The organism is Streptomyces sp. MUM 2J, from assembly GCF_022414535.1.
Lineage (GTDB): Bacteria > Actinomycetota > Actinomycetes > Streptomycetales > Streptomycetaceae > Streptomyces.
In genome coordinates this window covers 84,139-109,727 of record NZ_JADWYM010000022.1, presented here as the reverse complement: position 1 = coordinate 109,727, position 25,589 = coordinate 84,139, and the positions used below count along the sequence as shown (strand labels likewise).

Annotated in this window: 23 protein-coding genes; 11 read left to right on the top strand and 12 right to left on the bottom strand. The window is 71.8% G+C overall.

Features of this window, described 5'->3' with window-relative positions; genetic code table 11:
• The first annotated feature begins 152 nt into the window (after window positions 1-152).
• The 3 genes from I3F54_RS19090 (at window position 153) to I3F54_RS19080 (ending at window position 2,640) form a co-directional block, all read left to right on the top strand.
• A complete protein-coding gene (locus tag I3F54_RS19090) occupies window positions 153-923 on the top strand; it encodes a DUF4097 family beta strand repeat-containing protein (RefSeq protein WP_240120029.1) in 771 nt (256 codons plus the stop codon).
• A 74-nt stretch (window positions 924-997) separates the two neighbouring features.
• Window positions 998-2,377 (top strand): hypothetical protein, encoded by a 1,380-nt coding sequence (locus tag I3F54_RS19085; protein WP_374205937.1) that lies wholly within the window; start codon window positions 998-1,000, stop codon window positions 2,375-2,377.
• Window positions 2,378-2,415: 38 nt separating this feature from the next.
• A complete protein-coding gene (locus I3F54_RS19080) occupies window positions 2,416-2,640 on the top strand; it encodes a zinc ribbon domain-containing protein (RefSeq protein ID WP_240120028.1) in 225 nt (74 codons plus the stop codon).
• A 63-nt stretch (window positions 2,641-2,703) separates the two neighbouring features.
• On the opposite strand, the gene I3F54_RS19075 is transcribed toward I3F54_RS19080, so the two are convergent.
• The 3 genes from I3F54_RS19075 to I3F54_RS19065 are packed head-to-tail and all read right to left on the bottom strand — an operon-like array spanning window position 2,704 to window position 7,208.
• On the bottom strand, window positions 2,704-3,516 hold the full coding sequence (locus tag I3F54_RS19075) for an HAD family hydrolase (protein WP_240120027.1): 813 nt from the start codon (window positions 3,514-3,516) through the stop codon (window positions 2,704-2,706).
• Complete coding sequence (locus I3F54_RS19070; protein ID WP_240120026.1) at window positions 3,516-6,029, bottom strand: phosphoribosyltransferase; 2,514 nt, start codon at window positions 6,027-6,029, stop codon at window positions 3,516-3,518. The genes I3F54_RS19075 and I3F54_RS19070 overlap by 1 nt, the downstream gene beginning before the upstream one ends.
• Window positions 6,030-6,044: 15 nt before the next feature.
• Window positions 6,045-7,208 (bottom strand): HpcH/HpaI aldolase/citrate lyase family protein, encoded by a 1,164-nt coding sequence (locus tag I3F54_RS19065; protein WP_240120025.1) that lies wholly within the window; start codon window positions 7,206-7,208, stop codon window positions 6,045-6,047.
• A gap of 208 nt (window positions 7,209-7,416) precedes the next feature.
• On the opposite strand from I3F54_RS19065, the gene I3F54_RS19060 reads away from it, so the two are divergent.
• Window positions 7,417-8,274: a TerD family protein gene (locus tag I3F54_RS19060; protein ID WP_240120024.1), complete on the top strand. Its 858-nt coding sequence runs from the start codon at window positions 7,417-7,419 to the stop codon at window positions 8,272-8,274.
• On the opposite strand, the gene I3F54_RS19055 is transcribed toward I3F54_RS19060, so the two are convergent.
• The 6 genes from I3F54_RS19055 to I3F54_RS19030 all read right to left on the bottom strand — a co-directional run bounded on the left by I3F54_RS19055 (window position 8,261) and on the right by I3F54_RS19030 (window position 12,890).
• The gene (locus I3F54_RS19055) at window positions 8,261-9,004 is read right to left on the bottom strand and encodes a Tellurium resistance (protein WP_240120023.1); all 744 of its coding nucleotides are present in this window, start codon (window positions 9,002-9,004) and stop codon (window positions 8,261-8,263) included. The genes I3F54_RS19060 and I3F54_RS19055 overlap by 14 nt on opposite strands.
• A gap of 106 nt (window positions 9,005-9,110) precedes the next feature.
• Window positions 9,111-10,259 (bottom strand): DUF475 domain-containing protein, encoded by a 1,149-nt coding sequence (locus I3F54_RS19050; RefSeq protein ID WP_240120022.1) that lies wholly within the window; start codon window positions 10,257-10,259, stop codon window positions 9,111-9,113.
• A 201-nt stretch (window positions 10,260-10,460) separates the two neighbouring features.
• Complete coding sequence (locus tag I3F54_RS19045) at window positions 10,461-11,039, bottom strand: TerD family protein (protein ID WP_240120021.1); 579 nt, start codon at window positions 11,037-11,039, stop codon at window positions 10,461-10,463.
• 101 nt (window positions 11,040-11,140) lie between these two features.
• Window positions 11,141-11,716, bottom strand: coding sequence for a TerD family protein (locus I3F54_RS19040; protein WP_240120020.1), 576 nt, complete (start codon window positions 11,714-11,716; stop codon window positions 11,141-11,143).
• 112 nt (window positions 11,717-11,828) lie between these two features.
• Window positions 11,829-12,287, bottom strand: coding sequence for a peroxiredoxin (locus tag I3F54_RS19035; protein ID WP_240120019.1), 459 nt, complete (start codon window positions 12,285-12,287; stop codon window positions 11,829-11,831).
• Between the two features lie 165 nt (window positions 12,288-12,452).
• Entirely contained in the window at window positions 12,453-12,890 is a 438-nt protein-coding gene (locus tag I3F54_RS19030) for a DUF3052 domain-containing protein (RefSeq protein ID WP_240120018.1), read from the bottom strand.
• A 372-nt stretch (window positions 12,891-13,262) separates the two neighbouring features.
• On the opposite strand from I3F54_RS19030, the gene aceE reads away from it, so the two are divergent.
• Together aceE and I3F54_RS19020 are read left to right on the top strand one after the other, a co-directional pair.
• Complete coding sequence (gene aceE, locus I3F54_RS19025; protein WP_240120017.1) at window positions 13,263-16,010, top strand: pyruvate dehydrogenase (acetyl-transferring), homodimeric type; 2,748 nt, start codon at window positions 13,263-13,265, stop codon at window positions 16,008-16,010.
• Between the two features lie 227 nt (window positions 16,011-16,237).
• Window positions 16,238-17,002 (top strand): potassium channel family protein, encoded by a 765-nt coding sequence (locus I3F54_RS19020; RefSeq protein ID WP_240120016.1) that lies wholly within the window; start codon window positions 16,238-16,240, stop codon window positions 17,000-17,002.
• Between the two features lie 390 nt (window positions 17,003-17,392).
• On the opposite strand, the gene I3F54_RS19015 is transcribed toward I3F54_RS19020, so the two are convergent.
• Window positions 17,393-19,012 carry a DHA2 family efflux MFS transporter permease subunit gene (locus I3F54_RS19015; protein WP_240120015.1) on the bottom strand — a complete coding sequence of 540 codons (1,620 nt, stop codon included), beginning with the start codon at window positions 19,010-19,012 and terminating at the stop codon, window positions 17,393-17,395.
• 65 nt (window positions 19,013-19,077) lie between these two features.
• Here I3F54_RS19015 and I3F54_RS19010 point away from each other — a divergent pair, with 65 nt between their 5' ends.
• The 3 genes from I3F54_RS19010 to I3F54_RS19000 all read left to right on the top strand — a co-directional run bounded on the left by I3F54_RS19010 (window position 19,078) and on the right by I3F54_RS19000 (window position 21,934).
• Window positions 19,078-19,704 (top strand): TetR family transcriptional regulator, encoded by a 627-nt coding sequence (locus I3F54_RS19010; protein WP_240120014.1) that lies wholly within the window; start codon window positions 19,078-19,080, stop codon window positions 19,702-19,704.
• A 93-nt stretch (window positions 19,705-19,797) separates the two neighbouring features.
• Entirely contained in the window at window positions 19,798-21,015 is a 1,218-nt protein-coding gene (locus I3F54_RS19005) for an alpha/beta hydrolase (protein ID WP_240120013.1), read from the top strand.
• Window positions 21,016-21,082: 67 nt separating this feature from the next.
• The gene (locus I3F54_RS19000) at window positions 21,083-21,934 is read left to right on the top strand and encodes a DUF4429 domain-containing protein (RefSeq protein WP_240120012.1); all 852 of its coding nucleotides are present in this window, start codon (window positions 21,083-21,085) and stop codon (window positions 21,932-21,934) included.
• 57 nt (window positions 21,935-21,991) lie between these two features.
• On the opposite strand, the gene I3F54_RS18995 is transcribed toward I3F54_RS19000, so the two are convergent.
• Complete coding sequence (locus I3F54_RS18995; protein ID WP_240120011.1) at window positions 21,992-22,486, bottom strand: MerR family transcriptional regulator; 495 nt, start codon at window positions 22,484-22,486, stop codon at window positions 21,992-21,994.
• A gap of 136 nt (window positions 22,487-22,622) precedes the next feature.
• Here I3F54_RS18995 and I3F54_RS18990 point away from each other — a divergent pair, with 136 nt between their 5' ends.
• On the top strand, window positions 22,623-23,444 hold the full coding sequence (locus tag I3F54_RS18990) for a serine hydrolase (protein ID WP_240120010.1): 822 nt from the start codon (window positions 22,623-22,625) through the stop codon (window positions 23,442-23,444).
• Between the two features lie 31 nt (window positions 23,445-23,475).
• Here the strand turns inward: I3F54_RS18990 and I3F54_RS18985 are convergent, their stop codons facing one another.
• Window positions 23,476-24,168: a pirin family protein gene (locus I3F54_RS18985; RefSeq protein ID WP_240120047.1), complete on the bottom strand. Its 693-nt coding sequence runs from the start codon at window positions 24,166-24,168 to the stop codon at window positions 23,476-23,478.
• A 129-nt stretch (window positions 24,169-24,297) separates the two neighbouring features.
• On the opposite strand from I3F54_RS18985, the gene fasR reads away from it, so the two are divergent.
• Window positions 24,298-25,503: a fatty acid biosynthesis transcriptional regulator FasR gene (fasR, locus tag I3F54_RS18980; protein ID WP_240120009.1), complete on the top strand. Its 1,206-nt coding sequence runs from the start codon at window positions 24,298-24,300 to the stop codon at window positions 25,501-25,503.
• Window positions 25,504-25,589 lie beyond the last annotated feature (86 nt).

Genomic DNA, 25,589 nt, shown 5'->3' with positions numbered 1-25,589 from the left:
GGCGGTCCTCCGCAAACCCCCGACCGCGGACGGCAGGGGGACAACCCCCGGGTGGATCAGGTGGCCCGCCGGATCCCGCGACCGCGTCGGGACCCCTAACGTCGAGAGGTGACCGCACCACCGAGGCACACACCCAGGGGGAGATCATCGTCATGGCCCGTTCCCGTCCCGCCCGCGCCGTCGCCGTCGCCGCCCTGGCCGCCGTGCTCGCCGCAGGGGCCACCGGCTGCGGGGCCTCACCCGGCGACGACAAGGACCCCGACCACCGGACCTTCGCCCTGGAGGGCAGGTCCCTCACCGTCGACTCCGACGACTCGGCACTGGAGATCGTCGCCGCGGACGGGAACGCGACGGGGCGGGTGCGCGTCACCCGGTGGTTCACCGGGTCGGTGCTGGTCGGGTCGGGGCCGAAGGTGACCTGGTCCCTGAAGGACGACCGGCTGGTGCTGCGGGTGCACTGCTCCGGGTTCGGCGCCGACTGCGCCGCCCGGCACCGGGTCGAGGTGCCCCGGGGCGTCGCCGTCGCGGTGGAGAACGGCGACGGCAGCGTGCGGGCGCGCGGGTTCCGGGAGGCGCTCAGCATCCATACCGGCGACGGTTCCGTGCACGTCACCGACACCAGCGGTCCGCTGACGCTGCGCACCGGCGACGGGTCGGTGCACGCCGAGGTGGCCTCGCGGGACGTCCGTACGCGCACCGGGGACGGCTCGGTGCGGGTGAAGCTGAGCGCCGTGCCGGACCGGGTGGAGGCCGTCAGCGGGGACGGATCGGTGACCCTTTCCCTGCCCCGCGCCGCCTACCGGGTGTCGGCGTCGAGCGGCGACGGCCGCGTGCGGGTGTCGGTGCCGCGGGACGACTCCAGCCCGCACCGGGTGTCCGTTCACACGGGCGACGGCGGAATCACCGTGCACACGGCGAACTGAACGACCCGTGTGTTCGTCTTCAACCGGTGGGAGAATGACACCGGGCCGGGCCGACCACAGCACGGGAGAGGGATGTGACGGCGACACCACCACAGCCGTACTCGTCGCCGTCGATGCCGTACGCGCGCGCCGCGCGGGACGCACTCGTCCTGATGGGGCTGCCGCTCGTCGCCGCCCTCGCGCTGCCCGCCGCGTTCGCGGGCGGCGGCACCCGACGCTGGTTCGGCGGGCGCGCGGAGAGCCAGCGGGCGGAGGCGCAGGCCGCGAAGGACGCCGCGGCGGCCGCGTTCTACGAGCTGGACACCGCCCAGCGGGATCTGCGGATCTCGGTGGAGACGATCACCGCCGTCGACGACTCGCCCGCCGCCCGGCGTGCGGTCGCCGAGTTCGCGGCGCTCGGACGGCGCATCGACGAGGTCAGCCACCAGTACATCGGTGCCGTGGACGCGCACGATCTCGACCGGGACGACCTGGAGGCCTCGGCCGCCGCCCGGGCGCGGACCGACCTGACCCGGGCCAAGGACGAGCTGGAGCGGGTCAAGGGGGAGCTGGACCGTTTCGCCGGTGGGCTCGGCCCGCTGCTCGGGAAGGCCGAGACGCAGCTGGCCCGGGTGGCGCCCGCCGTCGAGCGGGCCCGGCAGGGCCTGCTCGCCGCGTCCAACGCCCTGGACGCCGTACGGCAGTCGGGGCTGAGGGCGGACGACCTCGCGTCCCGGCTTGCCTCGCTGTCCCCCGAGCTGACCCGGCTCAACCAGGGCGCGGGGCAGCACGGCGTCACACCCACGCTGGAGCGGGCCGAACGGGTGGCACGGGAGGCCGAGGCGATCCGGGTGGAGGCCGGGCGGCTGCCGGAGCAGGCCGCCGAGATCGACCACCGGCTGGTGTCGCTGCGCACCCGCGCGCAGGCCCTGACCACCCGCGCCGGGCAGGTCGAGCCCGTCCTCAGCGAGCTGCGGCGGCGGTTCACGGCCGCGTGCTGGCAGGATCTCCAGCGGGTGCCCGAGGTGGCCGCGGAGAACGTGCGGCAGGCCGAGCGGAAGCTGGCGGAGGCGCGGGCCGCCCGCGAGGAGCAGCGGTGGCCGGACGCGACGGCGCTGCTGTCCACGGTGCGGGCCCTGCTGAACACCACCGACGAGGCCGTGTCCGCCGCCGGGGACCGGCTGAACAGGCTCAACGCGGTGCAGCGGGATCCGCAGCAGGAGATCCAGCGGACCCGGTTCGCGATCCGGGACGCGCAGCGGCTGGCCATGACGGGGCGGACGACACCGGATCCGCGGCACGCGCGGCCGCTGGACGAGTCGGTGGCCCGGCTGGACCGCGCCGTCGCCACACTGGAGAGCGGGCGGCACCCCGACTACTGGCACTTCCTCACCGAGACGGAGTCGGTGCGGGAGACGGTGGCGCGGGTGGTCGGGCAGATCCGCCAGGACCGGGGTACGGGCGCCGCCCACTGAGCTGCCGCGCGCGGGCCTCGCCCGGTTAACCTGTGCGCATGCCTCGCTATGAGTACCGCTGCCGTACCTGCGGCGACACCTTCGAGATGAACCGTCCGATGGCGGAGTCCTCCGCCCCCGCGAGCTGCCCCGCGGGGCACGACGACACGGTGAAGCTGCTGTCGACGGTGGCCGTCGGCGGCACGGCCGCCGCGTCCGCCGCCGCCCCGGCGCCCCGGGGCGGGGGCGGGGGCGGTTGCTGCGGCGGCGGTTGCTGCGGCTGACACCGGGACGGCCTCCGGGGCGGGGCGCCTGCCGAGGCTCCGCCCCAGGGCCGCCCGGGTCCTCTACCCCTGCGGGCGGGAGGCGCTCAGGAACTCCCCGAGGATGCGCTCCCCCGCCAGTACGCCCCGCTCCGGCAGGGCGCTGATCCGCGGCGCCGTCCAGCCCGCGTCGGCCAGTTCACCGTGCCCGGGGCGCCAGCCTCGGTCGGCGGCCAGGAGCAGGTCGGCGTCGAGGAGGGAGTCGCCGGCCGCCAGCGTCAGGTCCGCGCCGGTACGGCGGGCGACCTCGCGGACGGCGGCGCTCTTCGTCAGCGGCTTCGGCACGGCGTAGATCTTGCGTCCCTGCAGGGACACCGTCCAGCCGCGGGGGTCCGCCCAGGCGGCCAGTTCCTTCACCCACTCCCCGGGCAGCAGCTCGCGCTCGACGACCAGGTAGGCGAAGAGGTCGTCGGCGACGCGGTGCTTGCGCACCCACGCCGGGTCGGTGGTCGTCATCAGATGGTGCCGCACCTCGGCCAGCGGCACGCACTCGGCGGCCAGCCGGGCGGTGACCGCCGCGTGCCAGTCGCCGTCCGGGACCCCGTCGACCAGGACGTGTCCGCCGTTGGCGCAGATCGCGTACGTGGGCGCCGGGCCCGGCAGGTTGATGCGCTGGTACTGCTTGCGGGTGCGGGTCGTGGTCGGCACGAACACCGCCGCGCCGGCGAGATCGGTCAGCAGCTGCGCCGCCGCCTCCGTCATGAACGACAGCGGCCTGCTCTCGTGGACCTCGACGCACAGCAGCCGGGGGGCCCGTGCGTCCGGCATGGTCAGGGACAGGGCCGCCGCGGAGTAGATCAGCGTGCGGTCGAGGTCGCTCGCCACCAGCACCGGCATCAGACGTTCACCGCCCTGCCGTCCGCACCGGTCGCGCCGCGCGTGAACCGGGGGTGGATCAGGCCGACGCAGGTGTACGGCAGTTCGGCGACCTCCTCGACGGGGACGCCGCGCTGCTCGGCGAGCAGCCGGACGTGGTCCAGGTCGGGGCCCGACCCGGCACGGGCCAGGATCTTCCACGGCACGCGGCGCAGCAGGACGCGGGTGGTCTCACCGACTCCGGGCTTGATGAGGTTGACGTCGTGGATGCCGTACTCCTCGCTGATCCGCTCGACGGCGGCCCAGCCCGCCCAGGTGGGGGTGCGGTCGCCGGCACGGAGTTCCTTGACCGCGGCGTCCACGCTGCCGGCGACCTCGGGGAAGCGGGCGCAGACGGCGTCGAGGAAGGCCGCGGAGACGTCGGCGCCGGCGAGCTCGCGGTAGAACTTGGCGCCGTGGAAGTCGTGCGGACCGACCAGGTCGCCGCGCAGCACCGTGCGGGAGATCAGGCCGGAGACGGTGGAGTTGAGGCAGGCGGAGGGGATGAGGAAGTCCTCCCGGGTGCCGTAGGTGCGCACGCAGGAACCCGGGTCGGCGAGGACCGCCATCTCCGGGTCGAAGCCGGTGACGCCGTCGCCTGCCTCGAACTCGGCGAGGGCACTGGCGAGTTCGCGGGTGATGGCGCCCTTGCCGGTCCAGCCGTCGACGAAGACGACGTCAGAGGGGTCGTGGTGGGCGGCCAGCCAGCGCAGCGCGTTGGCGTCGATGCCCCGGCCGCGCACGATGGAGACGGCGTAGTGCGGCAGGTCGAGGCCGTGGCGGTGCCGGGCCCAGCGGCGCATGAGGACGCCGACGGGGGTTCCGGCGCGGGCCAGGGAGACCAGGACCGGGCGGGGGGAGCGCTCGGCGATCACGGTGTCGGTGACCACGCCGACGGCGTGCGCGAGGCGGTCCGCGGAAGCCTCCAGAGCGGTGCGGAACAGTTCCTGGTACTGCTCGCTCGGCTGGTACTCCACCGGCAGCGACTCGGCGTAGTGGGCGCCGCCGCTCTGGACGGCCTCCTCGCGCTCCTCGGTCGGCGCCTCCAGCGCCACGTCCGAGAGGTCCTGGAGCAGCCAGCCGACCTCCTCGGCCGCGTACGAGGAGAAGGCGGGGCCGCGAAGAGGCTCGGGCAGCATGGTGGTTCCTGTTCCGGAAGGAGCGGCGGGGCGCGGCGGCCCCGGGACGTACGACGGCACGACGGCGAGCACGACGCGCGGGACGTGGGCGGCGAGCCGGTCGAGGAGGCCGCCGGGGGCGTGCAGGTCCGGGGTGTCCGCGGCGGAGTCGACGACGACGGCGACCGCGTCGAAGCCGGCGCCGGCCACGTTGTAGGCGTAGCGGTCGCCGGGGCCGTCGGCGGGGGCGTCGTGGGCGGGGAAGACCAGGCGGCTGCGGATCGCGTAGCCGGGGTCGTCGACGGCGAGGACGGGTGAGCGGGTGGTGGTGGAGTAGCGGACCTCGGCGCAGGTGATCTGCTCCAGCTCGCGGGCGAGCCTGAGGGGCGTGTACATCAGCTCCTCGAAGCCGAGGACGTGGACCCGGCGTGCGCCCTTCGGCAGCGCCTCGGCGAGGCGTGCGGCCATCGCGGGCAGCGCGTTCTCCAGACGTGCGCGGTGGCCCGGGGTGAAGCCGTGCCGGCCTCCGTCGGGCAGGCCGGGGGGCCAGTGCAGGTCCACCCGTGCGACCGGGTCGCGGGGCCGCTCCGGCAAGGTGTCCCCGCCGGCCGGGTGCGGGTCCCCGGTGCCGTCGCCGGCCTGAGGTCCCCCGGCGCCGGACTCGTGGGCGGCCACCAGCCGCCGCCCCTTCTCCAGCACCCCGTCCGGCAGCCGTACGGTGCCCGAGGCCGCCGCCACCAGGTCGACGCGGGCCCCGATCTCCCGGGCGAAGTCCTCCAGGCGGGCCGCGTCGGCGGCCGAGCGCATGTCGACGAGGGCGACGACCACGTACCGTCCGCGCGGGTAGCGGGCGTGGAGGTCCCGGACGGTGTTGAGGACCGTGTTGCCGGTGGAGAACTCGTCGTCGACCAGGACCAGCGGTCCGTCGCCGGCGAGCAGGGCCGCGTCCTCGGGCAGCAGCAGGTGGGAGGTGGCGTGCGAGTGGGCCTCCTCGAAGCCGCCGGCCGGGTCGACACCGGCGACGGGCCGGCGGGTGGAGTGCAGGTAGGGGGCGGTGGCGAGGCCGTCGGCGACGGCGTGGCCGAGGCCGGTGGCGGTCTCCGCGTAGCCGAGGACGACGGCGCGGTCCGAGTCGTCCGCGCCGAGCAGGTCGCGCACCCGGCGGCCGAGGGCGAGGCCGTGGCCGTAGACGACGGAGGGGGACTGCGGGACGTGCTTGCCGAGGACGTTCGACACGAGCAGATGGGCCCGCTTGGGGTTGCGGCGCAGCGCGAGCCCGAGCAGGCCGGTCAGCCGGGCGTCGCCGACGAGTTCGACCCCGAGTCGCTCGGCGACCCAACTGCCGGACCAGACGCCGTTGTTCTCTGCCTTGTTCATGATCCCTTGTCGTGTTCAGCCGGGTATTCCGGCGGCGAGCAGGTCCACGAAGCTGATGTCCTCGTGCGCGACACCGAAGACCTCCGCACGCAGCATGGTCCGTTCCGCCCAGGCGCGGTGCGGCTTCACCTCGTTCATCTTGTTCGTGTACTGCGACCTGAGTACTCCCCCGCCGCCGCGCTCGGGGCGCAGGATGTCGGCGGCGTCGCTGTACTCCTCGTGGCTGACGACGGACAGCGCGTGCACCGCGGGGACGTGCGAGGGGTGGATGCAGGTCTTGCCGAGCAGGCCGTTGGCGTGGTCGAGGGAGATCTCCCTCAGCAGTCCGTCCATGGCGTGCTCGATCAACGCCTCGCGGAGTTCGACCGCCTGCCCCTCCAGGAAGGGGCTGGTACGCAGCATCGGCTTGAACAGGCGCTCGGGGACGCGGAAGTACTCCCACACCGGGCCGGTCACGGTGAAGCCGGTGCCGTCGGCGCGGCCCAGCATGTTGACGACGTCGGCGATGACGGAGGCGACGACCTGGACGTCGTAGGCCGTCATGTCGGGGGCTCTGCGCAGGCCGTAGGAGGAGCAGAAGTCGGTGACGCCGAGGCGCAGCGCGAGGACGCGGTCGCGGTACTTGTCGACGGCGCGGAAGATGCCTTCCAGGGTGTCGACGCGGGATTCGCGGTACAGCAGTTCGGGCGACTCCAGGACCGGCATGGCGAACAGGCGCCGCCCGCAGGCGGCCTCGGCGGTGGCGAGGGCCTCCAGGAAGGGGATCCCGCGCTCCTCGGTGAACTTCGGCAGCACGAACCCGGACAGGTGCCGGACCCCGGCGCCCAGGCGGTCGGCGAGGTCGGGGATCTGCTCGGGGTTGCGGACGCGGATGAAGAGCAACGGCAGTGCGGTGCCGGCGCCGTCGAGGTCGGCGAACTGGCGGACGAGGTTCTCCTCGCCGTACACGACGTCCGCGTCGTCGATGGAGTCCTCCAGGCACAGCACCATGGAGACCACGCCGTTCGCGGCCTGCTTGAGGATGTCCTCGGCGAGCCGGGGCCGGGTGGCCGGGCTGTACAGCGTGGCCCCGAGGGCGGCGGAGAGCAGGCGTGCCGGGGAGTCGGCCGTGAAGGAGCAGGGCTCCTGGTGGAAGAGGCGGCGGCGCACCTCAGGGGCGATGTGCCCGAAATGACGCATGAAACTCCCCCGTGGTGCTGTGGGCGGCCGGTGGACCGACCGATCACGTGTCGATAGGTGGCCGGTAATAGTACGTAGGGAGCCGTGTCCTGAGTTCCCTGTGGGCATGAATTTCCGGTTACGCGGCTGGGCACGCGCTGTGCCGGAGCTGTGCCCGCACCGTACCCCCGCGTTGTCGTGACCAGGACCGAGAGGGCAGGATGACCGCATGACGCACGCGATGCTGAAGGGGTCGAACATCCCGCTGGAAGCGGCCACGGTGCGCGCCGTGCTGCGCTGGGCGGCAGAGCAGGAGGTTCCGGATGTGGACGCCTCCGCGTTGCTGCTGGGCCCGGACGGCCGTGTGCGCTCCGACGAGGACTTCGTCTTCTACAACCAGCCCCGGCACCCGTCGGGGAAGGTGTGGCGGCTGGGCAAGAAGCGGCTGGCGGAGGGGCTCACCGACACCGTCCAGGCGGATCTCGCGGGCGTCGAGTCCGAGGTCGGCCGGATCCTGCTGGTCGCCTCGGCGGACGGGGTCGCGTTCGACCGGGTCCGGGAGCTGCGCATCCTGCTGTACGACGCCGACGCCGCCGGGGACGAACCGCTGGCGTACTTCGACATCAGGCCGGAGACGGGCAGCGAGACGGCGCTCATCTGCGGGGAGCTGTACCGGCGCGGCGAGGGCTGGAAGTTCCGTGCGCTGGGCGAGGGCTACTCCAACGGTCTGAAGGGGCTGGCGACCGACTTCGGGATCTCCGTGGACGAGTCGGAGCCCGAGGAGGGGCCGGAGGCGGTGGGCGAGCCGGCGGCACCGGAGAACTCCCGGCCGCTGCCGCCGGAGCAGCCCGCCGGGGTGCCGGCGCAGGGGGGCCCGGCGTACGGGTTCCCGCAGGCGGCGGACTCCGCGGCGCCGACGGCCCCGGTGCAGCCCGTCCACGGCCATCCGGGTCCCGGGCCCGCCTACGGCTATCCGCAGCCGGCGGCGGGCGGCGCGTCCGGGTACGGGTACCCGCCGGCCGCGGCCCGGGTGCCGGACGCGGAGTTCCGGATGCCTCCGCAGGGTCCGCAGTTCATCGGGCGCTAGCGGCCTGGTTCTTGTACCCCCGGCCCCACTGCAGGCCCCACCCGTAGAGGCGGTCCAGTTCGGCCTGGAAGCCGTAGACGAACGTCACCTCGCGACGCACGATCAGTTCGTCCTTGACGTTCTCGATCAGTACGACGGCGCAGGAGCGGGCCTGCGGGTGCCGCTCGTCGAGGCCGATCTCGATGCGGGGCCCGTTGCTGGGGTAGAGGGTGACGATGGCCTGCGTGCGGTCGAAGGCCGGGGTCTGGTCGTAGATGTAGACGAAGACCAGCAGCCGTTTGATCTTCTCGCGGTGGTCGAGGTTGACGTAGATCGTCTCGCCGGACGCGGAGCCGAACCGGTCGTCCCCGCTGAGCTTGACGTAGGGCGGCGCGTTGACGTCGCCGAGGAGGTTGCCGAGCGGCTGGACGACGCCCTTGGTGCCGTCGGCCAGCTCGTACAGGCAGCCCAGGTCCAGGTCGACGTTGACCATGCTCTGGCTGTGGCCGACGACCTCCGGTGGCTTGAGCGCCTTGAAGGGGTGGCGCAGCAGGCTCTCGCGCTGCATGCCGCCGATGTCGGAGGTGCGCATCCGCCAGGTCAGGTTGATGCGCAGGTGGCCCGTGGCGGCGCCCTGTTTGGTGAGGGAGACCGTACGGTGCCGTTTGGTCAGCTCGATGGAGTTGGTGGCCGCGCTGCCCGAGTCGAAGTCGGCCGAGCGCCCGCCCAGCAGCCCGTCGAAGATGCCCATTCCCGCCCCCAGGTGCAGTTGTCGAAAAGACCGGCGGGGCGGCCGGAAGGACACGTCCTCCCTCACGGCCGCCCCGCACCGAAGCGTTCCCTCAACCGGGATGCGGTCACACTCCGGACGAGACCTCAGCCTTCTCGTCCGAGCCCTCCGCTTTTCCCTCCGAACCCTCCAGGGCGCGGTTGCGGCGCACGGAGGACCAGAAGGACCAGGCGATCAGGACGACGCCGACGAGACCGGTGATGACCTCGTTGATCTCGTACTGGATGGTGACCATGAGGATGACCGCGAGGGCGCCGATGGCGTAGTGGGCGCCGTGCTCCAGGTAGACGTAGTCGTCGAGGGTGCCCTGGCGCACCAGGTACACCGTGAGCGAACGGACGTACATCGCGCCGATACCGAGGCCGAGCGCCATCAGGACGATGTCGTTGGTGATGGCGAAGGCGCCGATCACGCCGTCGAAGGAGAAGGACGCGTCCAGGACCTCCAGGTAGAGGAACATGAAGAACGCGGCCTGGCCGGCCAGCTTGACCGCGGAGCGCGGTCTTCCGGTGCGGGCGGCTTCTTCCTCCTCCTCGTGCTCCCGTTCCTCGTCCTCCTCCAGCCTGTCCTCGAAGTAACCGGAGAGCCCGCCGACGACCATGTAGGTGATCAGGCCGGCGATGCCGGCGATGAGCACCGTCTGGGCCTTGTCGACGTGGACGCCGCCGTGCTGGTGGGCCTGGGTGGCGAAGGTGAAGGAGGTGATCAGCAGGACGATCAGCGCGATGCAGACCGACAGCATGTCGACCTTGCCGAGCTTGGCCAGGGGCCGCTCGATCCAGCGCAGCCACTGGATGTCCCGGTCCTCGAAGATGAAGTCGAGGAAGATCATGAGCAGGAACATGCCGCCGAAGGCCGCGATCGCGGGGTGCGCGTCGGTGACCAGTTCCTGGTAGCGGTCCTTGTTGTTGAGCGCTAGGTCGACGGCCTCGATGGGGCCCATCTTGGCGCTGATCGCGACGATGACGACGGGGAAGACCAGCCGCATGCCGAAGACCGCGATGAGGACGCCCACCGTGAGGAAGATCTTCTGCCAGAAGACGTTCATCTTCTTCAGGATTCCGGCGTTGACCACCGCGTTGTCGAACGACAGCGAGATCTCGAGGATGGAGAGGATCGCCACGATGCCGAAGGCTTCCCACCCCCCGTAGAAGACCGCTGCGACCAGGCCGAGCGCGGTGACCGCGAACGACCAGCCGAAGGTTTTCAGAAGCACTGGCTACCCAATCCTGTGTCGGGGGTCCCTCCCAGACGGAGTCTGGGGGAGGGTCTCCCCCGCGCCGCACTCGGCTTTACTCGATGTTGACGTTGCGAGGAGAGTCTACGGTGAGGCCCGCCGGACCGGGAGGCCGGTCCGGCGGCCCGCTGCCGGTGCGACACGGGCGATCAGCGCGGGGGGAGCGGACGGGGTGGCTCTTTACGAGATGTTTACCCCGAAGTCCAGGGCGATGCCCCGCAGCCCGGACGCGTACCCCTGGCCCACCGCGCGGAACTTCCACTCGCCCTGGTAGCGGTAGACCTCGCCGAAGATCATGGCCGTCTCGCCGGAGGCGTCCTCACTGAGGTCGTAGCGCGCGAGCTCCTGGCCGTCGGCCTGGTTGACCACGCGGATGAAGGCGTTGCTGACCTGGCCGAAGGTCTGGCCACGCTCGTCGGCCATGTGGATCGAGACCGGGAAGACGATCTTCTCGCACTGGGGCGGCACCTTGGCCAGGTCGACGAGGATGGACTCGTCGTCGCCCTCACCCTCGCCGGTGAGGTTGTCACCGGTGTGCTCCACCGAGCCGTCGGGGCTCTTGAGCTGGTTGTAGAAGACGAACCACTCGTCACCCAGGACGCGGTTGCCGCTCCCGAGGAGGAGCGCGCTGGCGTCGAGGTCGAAGGGGGCCCCGGTGGTGGAGCGTGCGTCCCAGCCGAGCCCGATCATCACCTGGGTGAGATTCGGCGCGGCCTTGGACAGGGAGACGTTTCCTCCCTTGGCGAGCGTGACACCCATACTGCTGTCCCTCCCCGAAACGGTGTTCTGGTGCTGGTCCTGCGCGTCCGGCGCCGCACGCAAACCGTGCGACGCCGGACGGTGAGACGCTGCGGCGTGGCTCAGACGTTCACGCCGAAGTCCTGCGCGATGCCGCGCAGACCGGAGGCGTAGCCCTGGCCGATGGCGCGGAACTTCCACTCCGCGCCGTGCCGGTACAGCTCGCCGAAGACCATGGCGGTCTCGGTGGAGGCGTCCTCGCTCAGGTCGTAGCGGGCGATCTCCTGCTGGTTGGCCTGGTTGACCACGCGGATGAACGCGTTGCGCACCTGGCCGAAGGACTGCTGGCGGTTCTCGGCGTCGTAGATCGAGACCGGGAAGACGATCTTGTCGATGTCGGCCGGGACGCTCGCGAGATTGACCTTGATCAACTCGTCGTCGCCCTCGCCCTCACCGGTGATGTTGTCACCGGTGTGCTCGACCGAGCCGTCGGGGCTCTTGAGGTTGTTGAAGAAGACGAAGTGCTGGTCGCTGACGACCTTGCCGGTGGTGTTCAGCAGCAGCGCGCTGGCGTCCAGGTCGAAGTCCGTGCCGGTCGTGGTGCGCACGTCCCACCCCAGACCGACGTTGACCGCGGTCAGGCCGGGGGCCTCCTTCGTCAGCGATACGTTGCCGCCCTTGCTGAGGCTGACTCCCACGGGTCCTCCATTGGTGTCCTGGGGCGGGGAGCCCCGTCGAGCTGTGACATCGGATCAACGAAACGATCCTAGTGACGGGTTCCCGCACCCCGCAGTCCCGGGGGCCGGACAATCACAGGGTGTCGAGCGCCTTGACGTAGTCGTTCAGGTCACGGGCGTCGGGCAGCTCGTTGACGACGGTCCAGCGGACCACGCCCTCCTTGTCGATCACGAAGGTGCCGCGCACGGCGCACCCCTTGTCCTCGGCGAAGACGCCGTAGGCGCGGGAGACCTCGCCGTGCGGCCAGAAGTCGCTGAGCAGCGGGTAGTCCAACCCCTCCTGCTCCGCGAAGACGCGCAGGGTGTGGATGGAGTCGTTGGAGACGGCGAGGACCTGCGTGTCGCGGTCGGAGAACCGCGGGAGGTTGTCCCGCACCTCGCACAGCTCGCCGGTGCACACGCCGGTGAAGGCGAAGGGGTAGAAGAGAAGGACGACGTTCCTGCTGCCGCGGAAGTCGGACAGCCTGACGGTGGCACCGTGGTTGTCCTTGAGCTCGAATTCGGGGGCCTTGTCGCCGACCTGGATGGCCATCGTGGTGGATGTCCCTTCGTGGGCTGTTCGGGTGGGAAACCGGGGAACAGCCTACGCAGAGGCGAGCGGGACCCGCGGACGGGCCGGCACGCGCCGGCCCGTCCGGACGCCGTCCGGGGGGCGGGGCCCCTCCGGTCGCGCCCGCCGCCCGCCCGGGGCGGAGCGTCAGCGCTTGGACTTGGCCGCCTTGGGGGTCGCCAGCCTGCTGCCGCTCCAGTCCTTGCCCACGCTGACGCTCTTGGACGCCGTGAGTCCGGCGGTCGTCGCGGCTTCCGAGATGTCACTCGGCTCCACGTACCCCGAACGGCCGGTCTTCGGTGTGAGGAGCAGGATCGCGCCGCCCTCTTCGATGTACGTGGTGGCATCCACCAGCGCATCCGTCAGGTCACCGTCGTCGTCACGGAACCACAGCACCACGGCGTCGGCCACGTCGTCGTAGTCCTCGTCCATCAGGTCGCCCTCGACGGCTTCCTCGATGGCCTGGCGGAGCTCCTGGTCGACGTCGTCGTCGTAGCCGATCTCCTGGACCACCTGCCCGGGCTGGAACCCCAGCCTGCCGGCAGGGTTCGTCCGCTCCTCCGCGTGGTCCGCGGTCGCGCTCACGGGTTGCCTCCTGATCATGTCTTCGGTCGGGTGCACCCCCGGCCCTCTCCGGGCTCGGGGAATCTCAGCCTCGCGCGTGCGCGAAGCATTGGGCGTAGTCCACACGGGCGGGGCGGATCGCGCAAGTACCCGGCGGTTCAGACCGCCGAAACGGTGACGATCCCGGCCGTGTCGCCGCAACTGCAGCCATGCCGCCCCTCGGACATAGTGACGTACACCACACCTTTCTGCCCGGTTTGCGGGACGGGGAACCTTCCACGGATACCCGGCGGTAGAGATGACGATTGCGGCCCCGAGGTACACGATGGGGAGCAGCGGCAAAGCCGTCTGCGGCCGCCCTGCCCAATCGCCCTCCGACAGGTAAGGAACAGCGTGGCTTCCGGACCCGATCGCACCCCGATCATCATTGGCGGCCTTCCGAGTCAGGTTCCTGACTTCGACCCCGAGGAAACCCAGGAGTGGCTCGACTCGCTCGACGCCGCCATCGACGAGCGCGGCCGGGAGCGGGCCCGCTACCTGATGCTGCGGCTGATCGAGCGGGCCCGGGCCCGGCGCGTGGCCGTGCCCGAGATGCGCAGCACGGACTACGTCAACACGATCGCCACCAAGAACGAGCCGTTCTTCCCGGGCAACGAGGAGATCGAGCGCCGGATCCTCAACGCGACCCGCTGGAACGCCGCGGTGATGGTCTCCCGCGCCCAGCGCCCGGGCATCGGCGTCGGCGGGCACATCGCGACCTTCGCCTCCTCCGCCTCGCTGTACGACGTGGGCTTCAACCACTTCTTCCGGGGCAAGGACGACGGCCGCGGCGGCGACCAGGTCTTCTTCCAGGGGCACGCCTCCCCGGGCATCTACGCGCGCGCGTACCTGCTGGACCGGCTCTCCGAGCAGCACCTGGACGGCTTCCGCCAGGAGCACTCGAAGGCCCCCGACGGGCTGTCGTCGTACCCGCACCCGCGGTCGATGCCGGACTTCTGGGAGTTCCCGACGGTGTCGATGGGTCTGGGCCCGATCGGCGCGATCTACCAGGCGCGGATGAACCGGTACATGCACGCCCGTGGGATCGCGGACACCTCCGGCTCGCACGTGTGGGCCTTCCTCGGCGACGGCGAGATGGACGAGCCGGAGTCGCTGGGCCAGCTGACCATCGCCGCACGCGAGGGCCTGGACAACCTGACGTTCGTCGTCAACTGCAACCTCCAGCGGCTGGACGGGCCGGTGCGCGGCAACGGCAAGATCATCCAGGAACTGGAGTCGGTCTTCCGCGGCGCCGGCTGGAACGTGATCAAGCTGATCTGGGACCGCACCTGGGACCCGCTGCTCGCCCAGGACCGGGACGGCATCCTGGTCAACCGGATGAACACGACACCGGACGGCCAGTTCCAGACGTACGCGACCGAGTCCGGCGGCTACATCCGCGAGCACTTCTTCGGCGACGACCACCGGCTGCGCGCGATGGTCGAGAACATGACCGACGACCAGATCCTGCACCTGGGCCGCGGAGGTCACGACCACCGCAAGATCTACGCCGCGTTCAAGGCGGCCGAGGAGCACGAGGGGCAGCCGACGGTCATCCTGGCCAAGACGGTCAAGGGCTGGACGCTCGGTCCGAACTTCGAGGGCCGCAACGCCACGCACCAGATGAAGAAGCTGACGGTCGACGACCTGAAGCACTTCCGCGACCGGCTCCACCTGCCGATCTCGGACAAGGAGCTGGAGAGCGGCCCGCCGCCGTACTACCACCCGGGCCGGGACACCGAGGAGATCCAGTACATGCACGACCGGCGCATGGGTCTGGGCGGCTACGTCCCGACCCGTGTCGTGCGCTCCCGGCCGCTCGCGCTGCCCGACGACAAGACGTACGCGTCGGTGAAGAAGGGGTCGGGTCAGCAGTCCATCGCCACCACGATGGCCTTCGTCCGGCTTCTGAAGGACCTCATGCGGGACAAGGAGATCGGCAGGAGGTTCGTGCTGATCGCGCCGGACGAGTACCGCACGTTCGGCATGGACTCGTTCTTCCCGAGCGCGAAGATCTACAACCCGCTGGGTCAGCAGTACGAGGCGGTGGACCGCGAGCTGCTGCTCGCCTACAAGGAGTCGCCGACCGGCCAGATGCTGCACGACGGCATCTCCGAGGCGGGCTGCACGGCGTCGCTGATCGCCGCCGGGTCGGCCTACGCCACACACGGCGAGCCGCTGATCCCGGTCTACGTCTTCTACTCGATGTTCGGTTTCCAGCGCACCGGTGACCAGTTCTGGCAGATGGCCGACCAGCTGGCGCGCGGTTTCGTGCTGGGCGCGACCGCCGGGCGTACGACGCTGACCGGCGAGGGCCTCCAGCACGCAGACGGGCACTCGCAGCTGCTGGCGTCGACCAACCCGGCGTGCGTCGCCTACGACCCGGCGTACGCCTACGAGATCGCGCACATCGTCCAGGACGGCCTGCGCCGGATGTACGGCGGCGACGACGAGCACCCGCACGGCGAGGACGTCTTCTACTACCTGACGGTCTACAACGAGCCCATCCGGCATCCGGCCGAGCCGCACGACGTGGATGTCGAGGGCATCCTCAAGGGCATCCACCGGCTCGGCGAGGGGCCGGGGGGCTCGATCCCGGCGCAGATCATCGCCTCCGGCGTCGCGGTGCCGTGGGCGGTCGAGGCGCAGCGGATGCTCGCCGAGGAGTGGAACGTGCGCGCCGCCGTCTGGTCGGCGACCTCCTGGAACGAGCTGCGCCGCGAGGCCGTCGAGGTGGAGCGGCACAACCTGCTGCACCCCGAGGAGGAGCAGCGGGTGCCGTACGTGACGCAGAAGCTCTCGGGGGCGCAGGGCCCGTTCGTGGCCGTGTCCGACTGGATGCGGTCGGTTCCCGACCAGATCGCCCGGTGGGTGCCCGGCACCTACCAGTCCCTGGGCGCCGACGGGTTCGGCTTCGCGGACACCCGGGGTGCCGCCCGGCGCTTCTTCCACATCGACGCCCAGTCGATCGTGGTCGCCGTCCTCACCGAACTGGCCCGCGAGGGCAAGGTGGACCGGTCGGTGCTGAAGCAGGCCGTCGACCGCTACCAACTGCTCGACGTGACGGCGGCGGACCCGGGCACGGCGGGTGGCGAGGCCTGAGTTACGGAGCGGGGAACGCCGCGCCGGACCGCCGGCCCGCCGCGGTGACGCGGTGGCCGGCGGCACCGGACGGCGCGCCGCTGCGGGACGCCGCGCCGGTTCGGCGGCGCGGGCCCGGCCAGCGCGGGTCCTGACGCGGCACCCGGACCCGCGCGCCACGATGCGCCGGGGTGAGGGCGGTGGGCTTGCGGGCCCGCCACTCTTACCTGTTCTTTACGATGCGGGGCATGAAGGAACTTACGGCGCAGGCCCGCTGGGAGCTGCGTACCCAGCGGCCGTTGCTCGTGCTGGCCGTGCTGTTCGCCCTGGCGTACGGCGTGCCGATCGTGGACGGCTCGGCGAGCAGGTCGCTGACGGTCTTCTGCACGGCGACGGAGTGGGTGGTGTGGGGGGCGTTCGCCGCGGACTACGTGGTGCGGCTGTCGTTGACCCGGCGGCGGCTGGCGTTCGTGCGGACCCACTGGATGGACCTGTGTGCGGTGGTGCTGCCGCTGCTCCAGCCGCTGCGGCTGCTGCGCCTGGTCGCGACGCTGATGCTGGTGGGGCGGCGGGCGCGGATGGCCTCGCAGATCCGGCTGACGACGTATGTCGCCGGGTCGGTCGTCGGTCTGCTGATGTTCGGGTCGCTGGCCGTGCTGTCGGTGGAGCGGGACTCCCCGAACGGGAACATCCGGACGCTGGGTGACGCCGTGTGGTGGTCGTTCACGACGATGACGACCGTCGGATACGGGGATCACGCCCCGACGACCGGGCTGGGGCGGATGCTGGCCGTGGGGCTGATGCTCTCCGGGATCGCCCTGCTGGGTGTGGTGACGGCGAACATCGCGGCGTGGTTCATCGCGCGCTTCGAGAAGGACGACGTGGAGGAGCGGCGCCAGACACAGGCGATCGAGGCGCTGACGGAGGAGGTGCGGGCCCTGCGGGCCGAGGTCGCGGCGCTGTCCGGTGCGGTGGCCCTGCCGGAGCCGGCCGCGGAGGACCGGGTCCCCTGAGGGGCGCCCGCACGCTCCCTGTCCGGCAGCCGCCGTCGTCGGCTCCTCCGGGTCGGGGGCGTTGCGCGGGCGACCGGTCCCCGGTGGCGCAGGCCCCGCACCTCGCCCGCGGCGGCCCCTGCCGGCGGCCCCGGCGCGCTGTCCCCCTCCGGCAGCGCGCCGGGGCCCGGGCGCCCTCCGCGTCGCACGGTGGCCGTAGCGCCACGAGCCGTACGGAACCGGCCGTACGGAACGAGCCGTACGGAATGTGCCTGGGGAACATTCCGTACCGGAGGACTTGACCCACTGTGACGTGCGCGGCGTTCCGGAGGGGAGGGATCTTGAGCGTTATCACCCTGATGAGGGAATTACCTTGACGCCACGTCAGCCGCAAGGGACGCGGACCGCACGTCAGACGTGCGCCGCGCCCGCGCCCGCCTCCACGTTCTCGCCCCGCTTCGTCAGGAAGGCGACCAGCACCGCAACGGCCGCCACGCCCGCGGCGACCAACGACGCCAGGCTCATGCCGGAGATGAACGTCTCGTGCGCCACGTCCGCGATCTTCGCGGCGGTCTCCGGCCGCGTGCCCGGTGCCACCGGAGCGGCGCCCTGCTGGACGTACTGGGCCGTCTGGTCCAGCTGGGTCGGGGTGAGCCGGGGCAGACCCGCGCCGGCCCAGTTGCCCGGCAGGTCGCGGTCGACCTTGGAAGCCATCACCGCGCCCAGCACGGCCGTGCCGAGACTGCCGCCGATCTGCATCGCCGCCTGCTGGAGACCGCCCGCGACGCCGGAGAGCTCCATGGGCGCGTTGCCGACGATGACCTCCGTGGCGCCGACCATGACCGGCGCGAGGCCGAGGCCCAGCAGGGCGAACCAGAGCGACATCACGCCGCTGCCGGTGTCCGTCTCCAGCGTGGACATGCCGTACATGGCGACCGCGGTGGCGGTCATGCCGCCCGCGAGCGGGATGCGCGGGCCCAGCTTGGTGATCATCGCACCCGCGAGCGGGGAGCCGACGATCATCATGCCGGTGAGCGGCAGCAGGTGCAGGCCGGCGTCGATCGGGCTCATGCCGTGCACGTTCTGGAGGTAGAACGTCACGAAGAACAGGCCGCCCATGAAGGCGATGGCCATGAGGATCATCAGGACGACGCCCGCCGAGAGCGGGACCGAGCGGAAGAGGGTCAGCGGGACGAGGGGTTCCGCGACCTTCGTCTCCCACAGCGCGAACAGGCCGAAGCCCACCACCGAGGCCGCGACGAACAGCCAGGTCCGTCCCGCCCCCCAGCCCCAGTCCGGGGCCTTGATCAGCGCCCAGACCAGGCAGAACATCGCCGCCGAGAGCAGGACGATGCCGAGCAGGTCGAAGGAGCGCGGGGCGTTCTCGGCGCGGTGGTCGAGCAGGATGAAGGCGCCGAGGAGCAGCGCGAGCGCACCGACCGGCACGTTGATGAAGAACACCGACTGCCAGTTCACGTGCTCGACCAGGACGCCGCCGAGGATCGGGCCGCCGGCGGTGGACGCGCCGATGACCATGCCCCAGATGCCGATGGCCATGTTGAGCTTCTCGGCCGGGAAGGTGGCGCGCAGCAGCCCGAGCGCGGCCGGCATCAGCAGCGCGCCGAACAGGCCCTGGAAGACGCGGAAGGTGATGACCGCCCCGATGCTGTGGGACAGCCCGATGGCGCCCGAGGAGGCGGCGAAGCCGACCACCCCGACGAGGAAGGTCTGGCGGTGGCCGAAGCGGTCACCGAGCTTGCCCGCGGTGATCAGGGAGACCGCGAGGGCGAGGAAGTAGGCGTTGGTGATCCACTGCACCTGCGCCCAGCTCGCCCCGAGGTCCTTGGCGATGGCGGGGTTGGCGATGGCGACGATGGTGCCGTCGAGGGCCACCATCATGACCCCGACAGCGACCGTGATGAGGGTGATCCAGGGATGCCCGCGCAGGCCGGAGGCCGGCGGCTGCTCCGAGGGGGCCGACGGCGACTCGCCGCCCTGACCCGTCGTGCCTACGGTGGTCTGACTAGTCATGCGTCGAGGTTAGTGACAGCCGCTGACAATTGACAAAGCAATTCACACGTCAGTTACTGACACACATGGAAACACTGCGCGAACGCAAGAAGCAGCGAACCCGGGACGCACTGCTGCGCGCCGCCCTGGAGCTGTTCACCACCCGCGGCTACGAGGCGACGACCGTCGACGACGTCGCCGCCGCCGTCGACGTCTCGCAGCGCACCTTCTTCCGCTACTTCGCCAGCAAGGAGGAGGCCGCGTTCGCCGTGCAGGAGATGACGGAGGCGCACTTCGTGGAGGGCGTCCGGGCCCGCCCGGCGCACGAGGCGCCGATGGAGGCGCTGCGGCAGGCCGTCGTCGACGGATGGGACCAGCTGCACGAGGCGGTCTCGGCCGTCGTGCCCGTCGAGCTGTACCTGCGCATGTACCAGCTGATCGAGTCGACGCCCGTGCTGCTCGCGGCGCACCTGCGGCGCTCGATGGAGGTGGAGGAGAAGATCGCGTGCATCCTCGCCGAGCGCGAGGGGGTCGACGTGCGCACCGACCCCCGGCCCCGGCTGGTGGTCGCCGTCTTCGCCGGGGTGATCCGGGTGACCGAGCGGCAGTGGAGCACGGGCGAGGACTTCAGCCTGGAGGCGATCCGCGAACTCACCGCCCGGTACCTCGATCAGGTGGGCCCGGTGCTCGCCGGCGACTGGCGCGCCCCCTGAGATCGTCACCGCACGACCGCCGCGAAGAGTGAAACGTGATCCCTGTCACTCGGTTAACGCGAGACCCGCCCGTTCTCCTAGTGTGTCCTCCCAGTGACTTCCTTCGACACCTCCCCGCAACTCGGCGTCGGGCGCGCTCTGCTCGCGCTGGCCGTGGTGTTCGTGATGCTGGCGACCACCGGGTGGACGGCGGTGCGCCACCACCGGGAACCCTCCGCGCTGAAGGCCTCGCTCACCTCCTGGGAGCACGGCAGCATGCGCGGGCGGCCACTGCCGGACCCGCACTCCGGCCCTTCCCGCCTCGCGCGTTTCTTCGCCTCGCTCACCGCCGAGGAGCGCAGCGGACTCGCCCGGCACTATCCCCTCGCGGTGGGCAACATGAACGGCGCCCCCGTCGCACTGCGCTACCGCGCCAACCGGATCGCGCTGGGACGGGCACGGGACGCCGAGCGTGCACGGACGCACGACTCCCGGCTCACCCCGACCGGGAAACGGGAGGCGGTCCGCCGGATGCACCGTTTCGAGTCGCTGCACGACGCCGGCCGCCAGATCCTCGCCTTCGACCCGGAGGGCTCCGGCCGCGTCGCCGAGGTCCTCGGCGACCTGGACGTCGCCGAGCGGATCTCGGTGATCGTCCCCGGTGTCGACACCGACCTGCTCACCTTCCAGCGCACCAACCGCCGCTACTCGGCTCCGGTCGGCATGGCCGAGTCGCTGTACGCCGCCGAGCGCGCGGCGAACCCGGTGACGCGGACGGCCGTGATCGCCTGGGCCGACTACACCGCACCCGCCGGGCTCGGCATCGACTCGGCCACCGCCATGCGCGCCGAGGACGGCGCCGTCCGGCTCAACGCCCTGCTGCACGCGCTGCCCGGCAGCGCGCCGGTGTCGATGTTCTGCCACAGCTACGGCTCGGTGCTCTGCGGGGTCGCCGCCCGGGACATGCCCGCCCGGGTCGCCGACATAGCGGTGGCCGCCAGCCCCGGGATGCGGGCCGCCACGGCCGGCCATCTGGGCACCGGCGCCCGCGTGTGGGCGATGCGGGACGCCACCGACTGGGTGCAGGACGTGCCCCATCTGGAGTTCGGCGGGCTCGGCCACGGCGAGGACCCGGTGTCGGCGGCGTTCGGCGCACGGGTGCTGTCGGCGCGGGACGCCGAGGGGCACAGCGGTTACTTCGAACCGGGCACGGACAGCCTGCGCAACCTCGCCGACATCGGGGTGGGTGCCTATGACGCGGTGCGGTGCGCACACGACGATGACAGGTGCCGGGCGGATCTGACCGGTACCTCGATGGCCGAACGCGCGTAGAGACAACAGGAACTGCGGCCTGCACGGGGTGGCGACTCGGAAGGGGGTGCCGCATACGATGAGCCGCATGGGTGACGTACTGGCCGGATTTCATGCCGCCTGGGAGTTCGAGTCCGACTCCGTGCTCATCCGCTACGAACGGGGGATTCGAACACCCAAACTGTTCCAGGCGCTGGGCGAGCGACGGGTGCCGCTGGCCGCGCTCGAAGCGGTGACGCTCGCTCCGGGCAGGCGCGGCACCGTCGTGCTGCACGCCCGTCCACGGCCGGGCGCCGACCCGCTGATGGAGGCGGCCGACGGGCAGCTGAAGGAGGGCTGCGATCCCTACCGGCTGGTCCTGCCCGCCGAGCGGGAGACACTCGCCGAGTACTACGCCGACGAACTGCGCGGGCGGCTGGCCGGGGCCGGTCCGGCGGACGGATTCCTGGTGGCCGCGCCCGAGGCGCCGCAGTCGTTCAAGGCCTACGACGGGAAGGCGTCCTTCGACGGCACCACCGTCCGCTTCCGCTGGTCCTGGACGGGCGCCTCGTCGGCGAAGTGGAAGGCGGGCGACCAGAGTTTCCCGGTGACCGGCCTCAGCGGAGTGGAATGGCGTTCGCCGGAGGCGTTCGAGGGACACATGCGGCTGCGGCCGCGGGACACCGCCGAGCAGTCCGCGCAACCGGCGCAGCCGGACCAGGATCCGGCCGCCGTCGTCTTCGGGCTGGGGTACGGGCCCGTGCACGAGTCGCTGCCGTTCGCCGCGGCCGTACTGGCGGCCGTGCGCGCGTGCGGGCCGGTGCCCGCGGTCACCGCTCCGCGGCGTGACCCGGCCGAGATCGCGGAGCGGATCCGCCATCTCGGGGAACTGCACCGGGCGGGCCTGGTGACGGACGAGGAGTTCCTGGCGAAGAAGGCGGAGCTGCTGGCCGAGCTCTAGGGGGTGCATGCGGGGCGCGCTGCTTCCGGCGGACCTCCTCCCCGGGGCGCGGTGTCGTCAGCTCGTCTCCTCCCCGGTGCCGGAGCACGCGGCGGCCGTGTAGAAGCCGATCTTCCGGTCGAGCACCGCGAGGGTGTCGCGGAGTTCGGCGATCCGGGCGACGACGTCCCGCCGGGTCGCCTCCAGCAGCTCACGCCGCTCCGCGTAGGTCGTGTCGCCCTCGCGGACCAGTTGTGCGTAACGCACCATGTCGGCGACGGGCATGCCGGTGAGCCGGAGCTTGCCGACGAGGTCGAGCCAGTCCAGATCGCGGTTGGTGTAGCGGCGCTGGCCGGTGTGCGAGCGGTCGATGTGGTCCATCAGACCGATCCGCTCGTACCAGCGCAGGGTGTGTGCCGTCAGTCCGGTGAAGGCGGCGACCTCGCTGATCGTGTAGCGGTCCTGGCCGTCGGGCCGCGGGTGGCGCGGCGGCGGAGCGGCGCAGATGTCGCTCCCGGTGGCTGTCTCCCCGGTCTGCTGCGGGGCCGTGCCCGTGGGCTGCGTCACCGTCATGACCACCACGCTATGGCCTTGGAGCGCACTCCAGGCAAGCGGGTCCGATCGTGATTCGGCGGAAGGACACCTCCCGTACCCGTTCGTCCGCGGCCCCGTCCGCGAGGCCCGCGCCGGGAGCACTTAGGCTCGACGCATGTCGTTCAAGAGCCTCGCGTTGATCGAGAACTGGCCGGTCCCCTCCGCCGCGGCGGGTGTCGTACGGGCCGACGGGACGGTCCGGGCGGTGCACGGTCCCGTCGGGCAGCGGTTCGCGCTGGCCTCGGTCACCAAGCCGCTCGCGGCGTACGCCGTCCTCGTCGCCCACGAGGAGGGCGCGATCGACCTGGACGAACCGGCCGGGCCGCCCGGAGCGACGGTGCGCCATCTGCTGGCGCACACCTCGGGGCTCGCCTTCGACGAACACCGGGTGATGTCCGCCCCCGGCGAGCGGCGCCTGTACTCCAACGCCGGGTTCGAGCAGCTCGGCGACCATGTCGCCAAGGCCACCGACATCCCCTTCGCCGAGTACCTGCGGCAGGCCGTGCTGGAGCCGCTGGGGATGGTGAACACGTCCCTGGACGGCTCCCCCGCCAAGGACGGGGTGTCGACGGTCGAGGACCTGCTGCGGTTCGCCGCGGAGGTGCAGGCACCGCGGCTGCTGGACCCGCGGACCGTGGCCGAGGCGATGACGGTGCAGTACCCCGGGACGAAGGGGGTCCTGCCCGGCTACGGCCACCAGAACCCCAACGACTGGGGGCTCGGCTTCGAGATCCGGGACTCCAAGGCGCCCCACTGGACCGGTGCCTCGTCCTCGCCCCGCACCTTCGGGCACTTCGGGCAGGCGGGCACCTTCCTGTGGATCGACCCCGACGCGGCAGCGGCCTGCGTCGCGCTGACCGACCGCGCCTTCGGGCCGTGGGCGATCGAGGCGTGGCCGGTGTTCACGGAGGCGGTGCTGACGGAGCTCCGCCGCTAGGGGCGGCGTCCGGCGAGGACGGGCGGGCGCGTCACCCGCGCCCGGGTGCCGTCCGCCCGCGGGGCGCGGCCGCCATCTCCCACAGCAGCACCTCCGCACCGCCCGCGCCCGCGACCATCTCCACGTCCCGGGCATCGGTGATCCGCGCCGCGTCGCCCGGCCCCAGCTCCCGTCGCGCGAGCCGCACCGCGCCGCGCACCACGTGGACGTAGGCGTACTCCGCGTCCGGCACCGCCACCCGCTCCCCCGCCGCCGGCCGGCGCACGTGCAGCACGGCACCCGCCTCCGGGACGTCGTACGGGGTGGAGTCGGCGATGCCGTGCACGACCTCGTGGAAAGGATCGCCGCCCGGCTCCCCGGGCGTGAGCCACATCTGCACGAAGACCAGGGGCGCGCCGCCGTCGTTGCGCTCCACGTGCCGCACCCCCGCCGCCGCGCTCAGCCGCTGCACGTCCCCGGCCCGCACCGTGCTCGCGCGGCCGGTGGAGTCGCGGTGGGTCAGCTCGCCCTCGACCACCCAGGTGACGATCTCGGTGTGGCTGTGCGGGTGCTCGTCGAACCCGGCTCCGGGCGCCAGGCGCTCCTCGTTGCAGGCGATCAGCGCACCGAAGCCGAGGTTGTCGGGGTCGTAGTGCGGGCCGAAGGAGAAGGCGTGCCGCGTCTCGATCCCGGCTGCCGGATCCCCGCCCCGGTAGCGCTCCTCGGCGCGCCGTACGTCCACCATCACGGCACCCACCCTAGGGGGTGTTCCGCACGGGCCGGGGCCCGCCGGCCGAGGGGTCCTGCGGGCCGGGTACCGGCGAGGCGGCCGACCCAGCAAAGGCGACCGAACCATCCAAACTAGTCTTGTCCCGTGCCCGAACCCGAAACACGCCAGACCGGCGCCGCAGCGCACGCCGTCCACCCGCACGCCGCGACGCTGAAACGGCTGGAGAAGTCATCCGGAAGCCTCGCCGCGCAGGCCATCGCGCGGATGGACGAGACGCTGCCGTGGTACCGGGCCATGCCCCCGGAGAACCGCTCCTGGATCGGGCTGGTGGCACAGGCCGGTATCGCGGCCTTCACCGAGTGGTTCCGGCACCCGGACGCCCCGCAGGCGATCTCCACCGACGTCTTCGGCACCGCGCCGCGCGAGCTGACCCGCGCGATCACGCTCCGCCAGACCGTGGAGATGGTGCGCACCACCATCGAGGTCATGGAGTCGGCGATCGACGAGGTCGCCGCACCCGGTGACGAGAGCGTGCTGCGCGAGGCGCTGCTGGTGTACGCCCGCGAGATCGCCTTCGCCACCGCGCAGGTCTACGCACAGGCCGCCGAGGCACGCGGTGCCTGGGACGCGCGGCTGGAGTCCCTGGTGGTCAACGCGGTGCTGTCCGGGGAGGCCGACGAGGGTGCCGTCAGCCGGGCCGCCGCGCTCGGCTGGAACACGCCCGAGCACGTGTGCGTGGTGCTGGGCACCGCACCGGACGGGGACAGCGAACTGACCGTCGAGGCGATCCGGCGCGCCGCCCGGCACGCCAAGCTCCAGGTCCTCACCGGAGTGCTCGGCAGCCGGCTCGTCGTCATCGCCGGCGGCAGCGACAATCCGCTCGCCGTGGCCCGGTCGCTGATCGGGCCGTTCGCCACCGGGCCGGTCGTCGCCGGGCCGGTGGTGTCCGACCTGCTGGCCGCGACGCGGTCCGCGCAGGCCGCCGCGGCGGGGCTGAAGGCGTGCTCGGCGTGGCAGGACGCCCCGCGGCCGGTGCTGGCGGACGATCTCCTGCCGGAGCGCGCCATCGCCGGGGATCCGAGCGCGCGTGAGCAGTTGGTGGAGGAGATCTACAGACCGCTGGAGGAGGCCGGTTCGGCCCTGCTGGAGACCCTCAGTGTCTACCTGGAACAGGCGAGCAGTCTGGAAGGGGCGGCCCGGATGCTGTTCGTCCACCCCAACACCGTCCGCTACCGGCTCCGACGTGTGACCGACGTCACCGGCTGGTCGCCGTCCGATGTACGCTCCGCGTTCACCCTGCGCATCGCGTTGATCCTCGGGCGTCTGGTGGATGGAGATCCCCAGACCTAGTCTTTGTCGGAGGTCCACAAAACCCCCTCGTGTTCTTCGTCCTTGTCCTCACGGGCGGCTGCGCCCGTACCCAAGAGAGAGTGTGA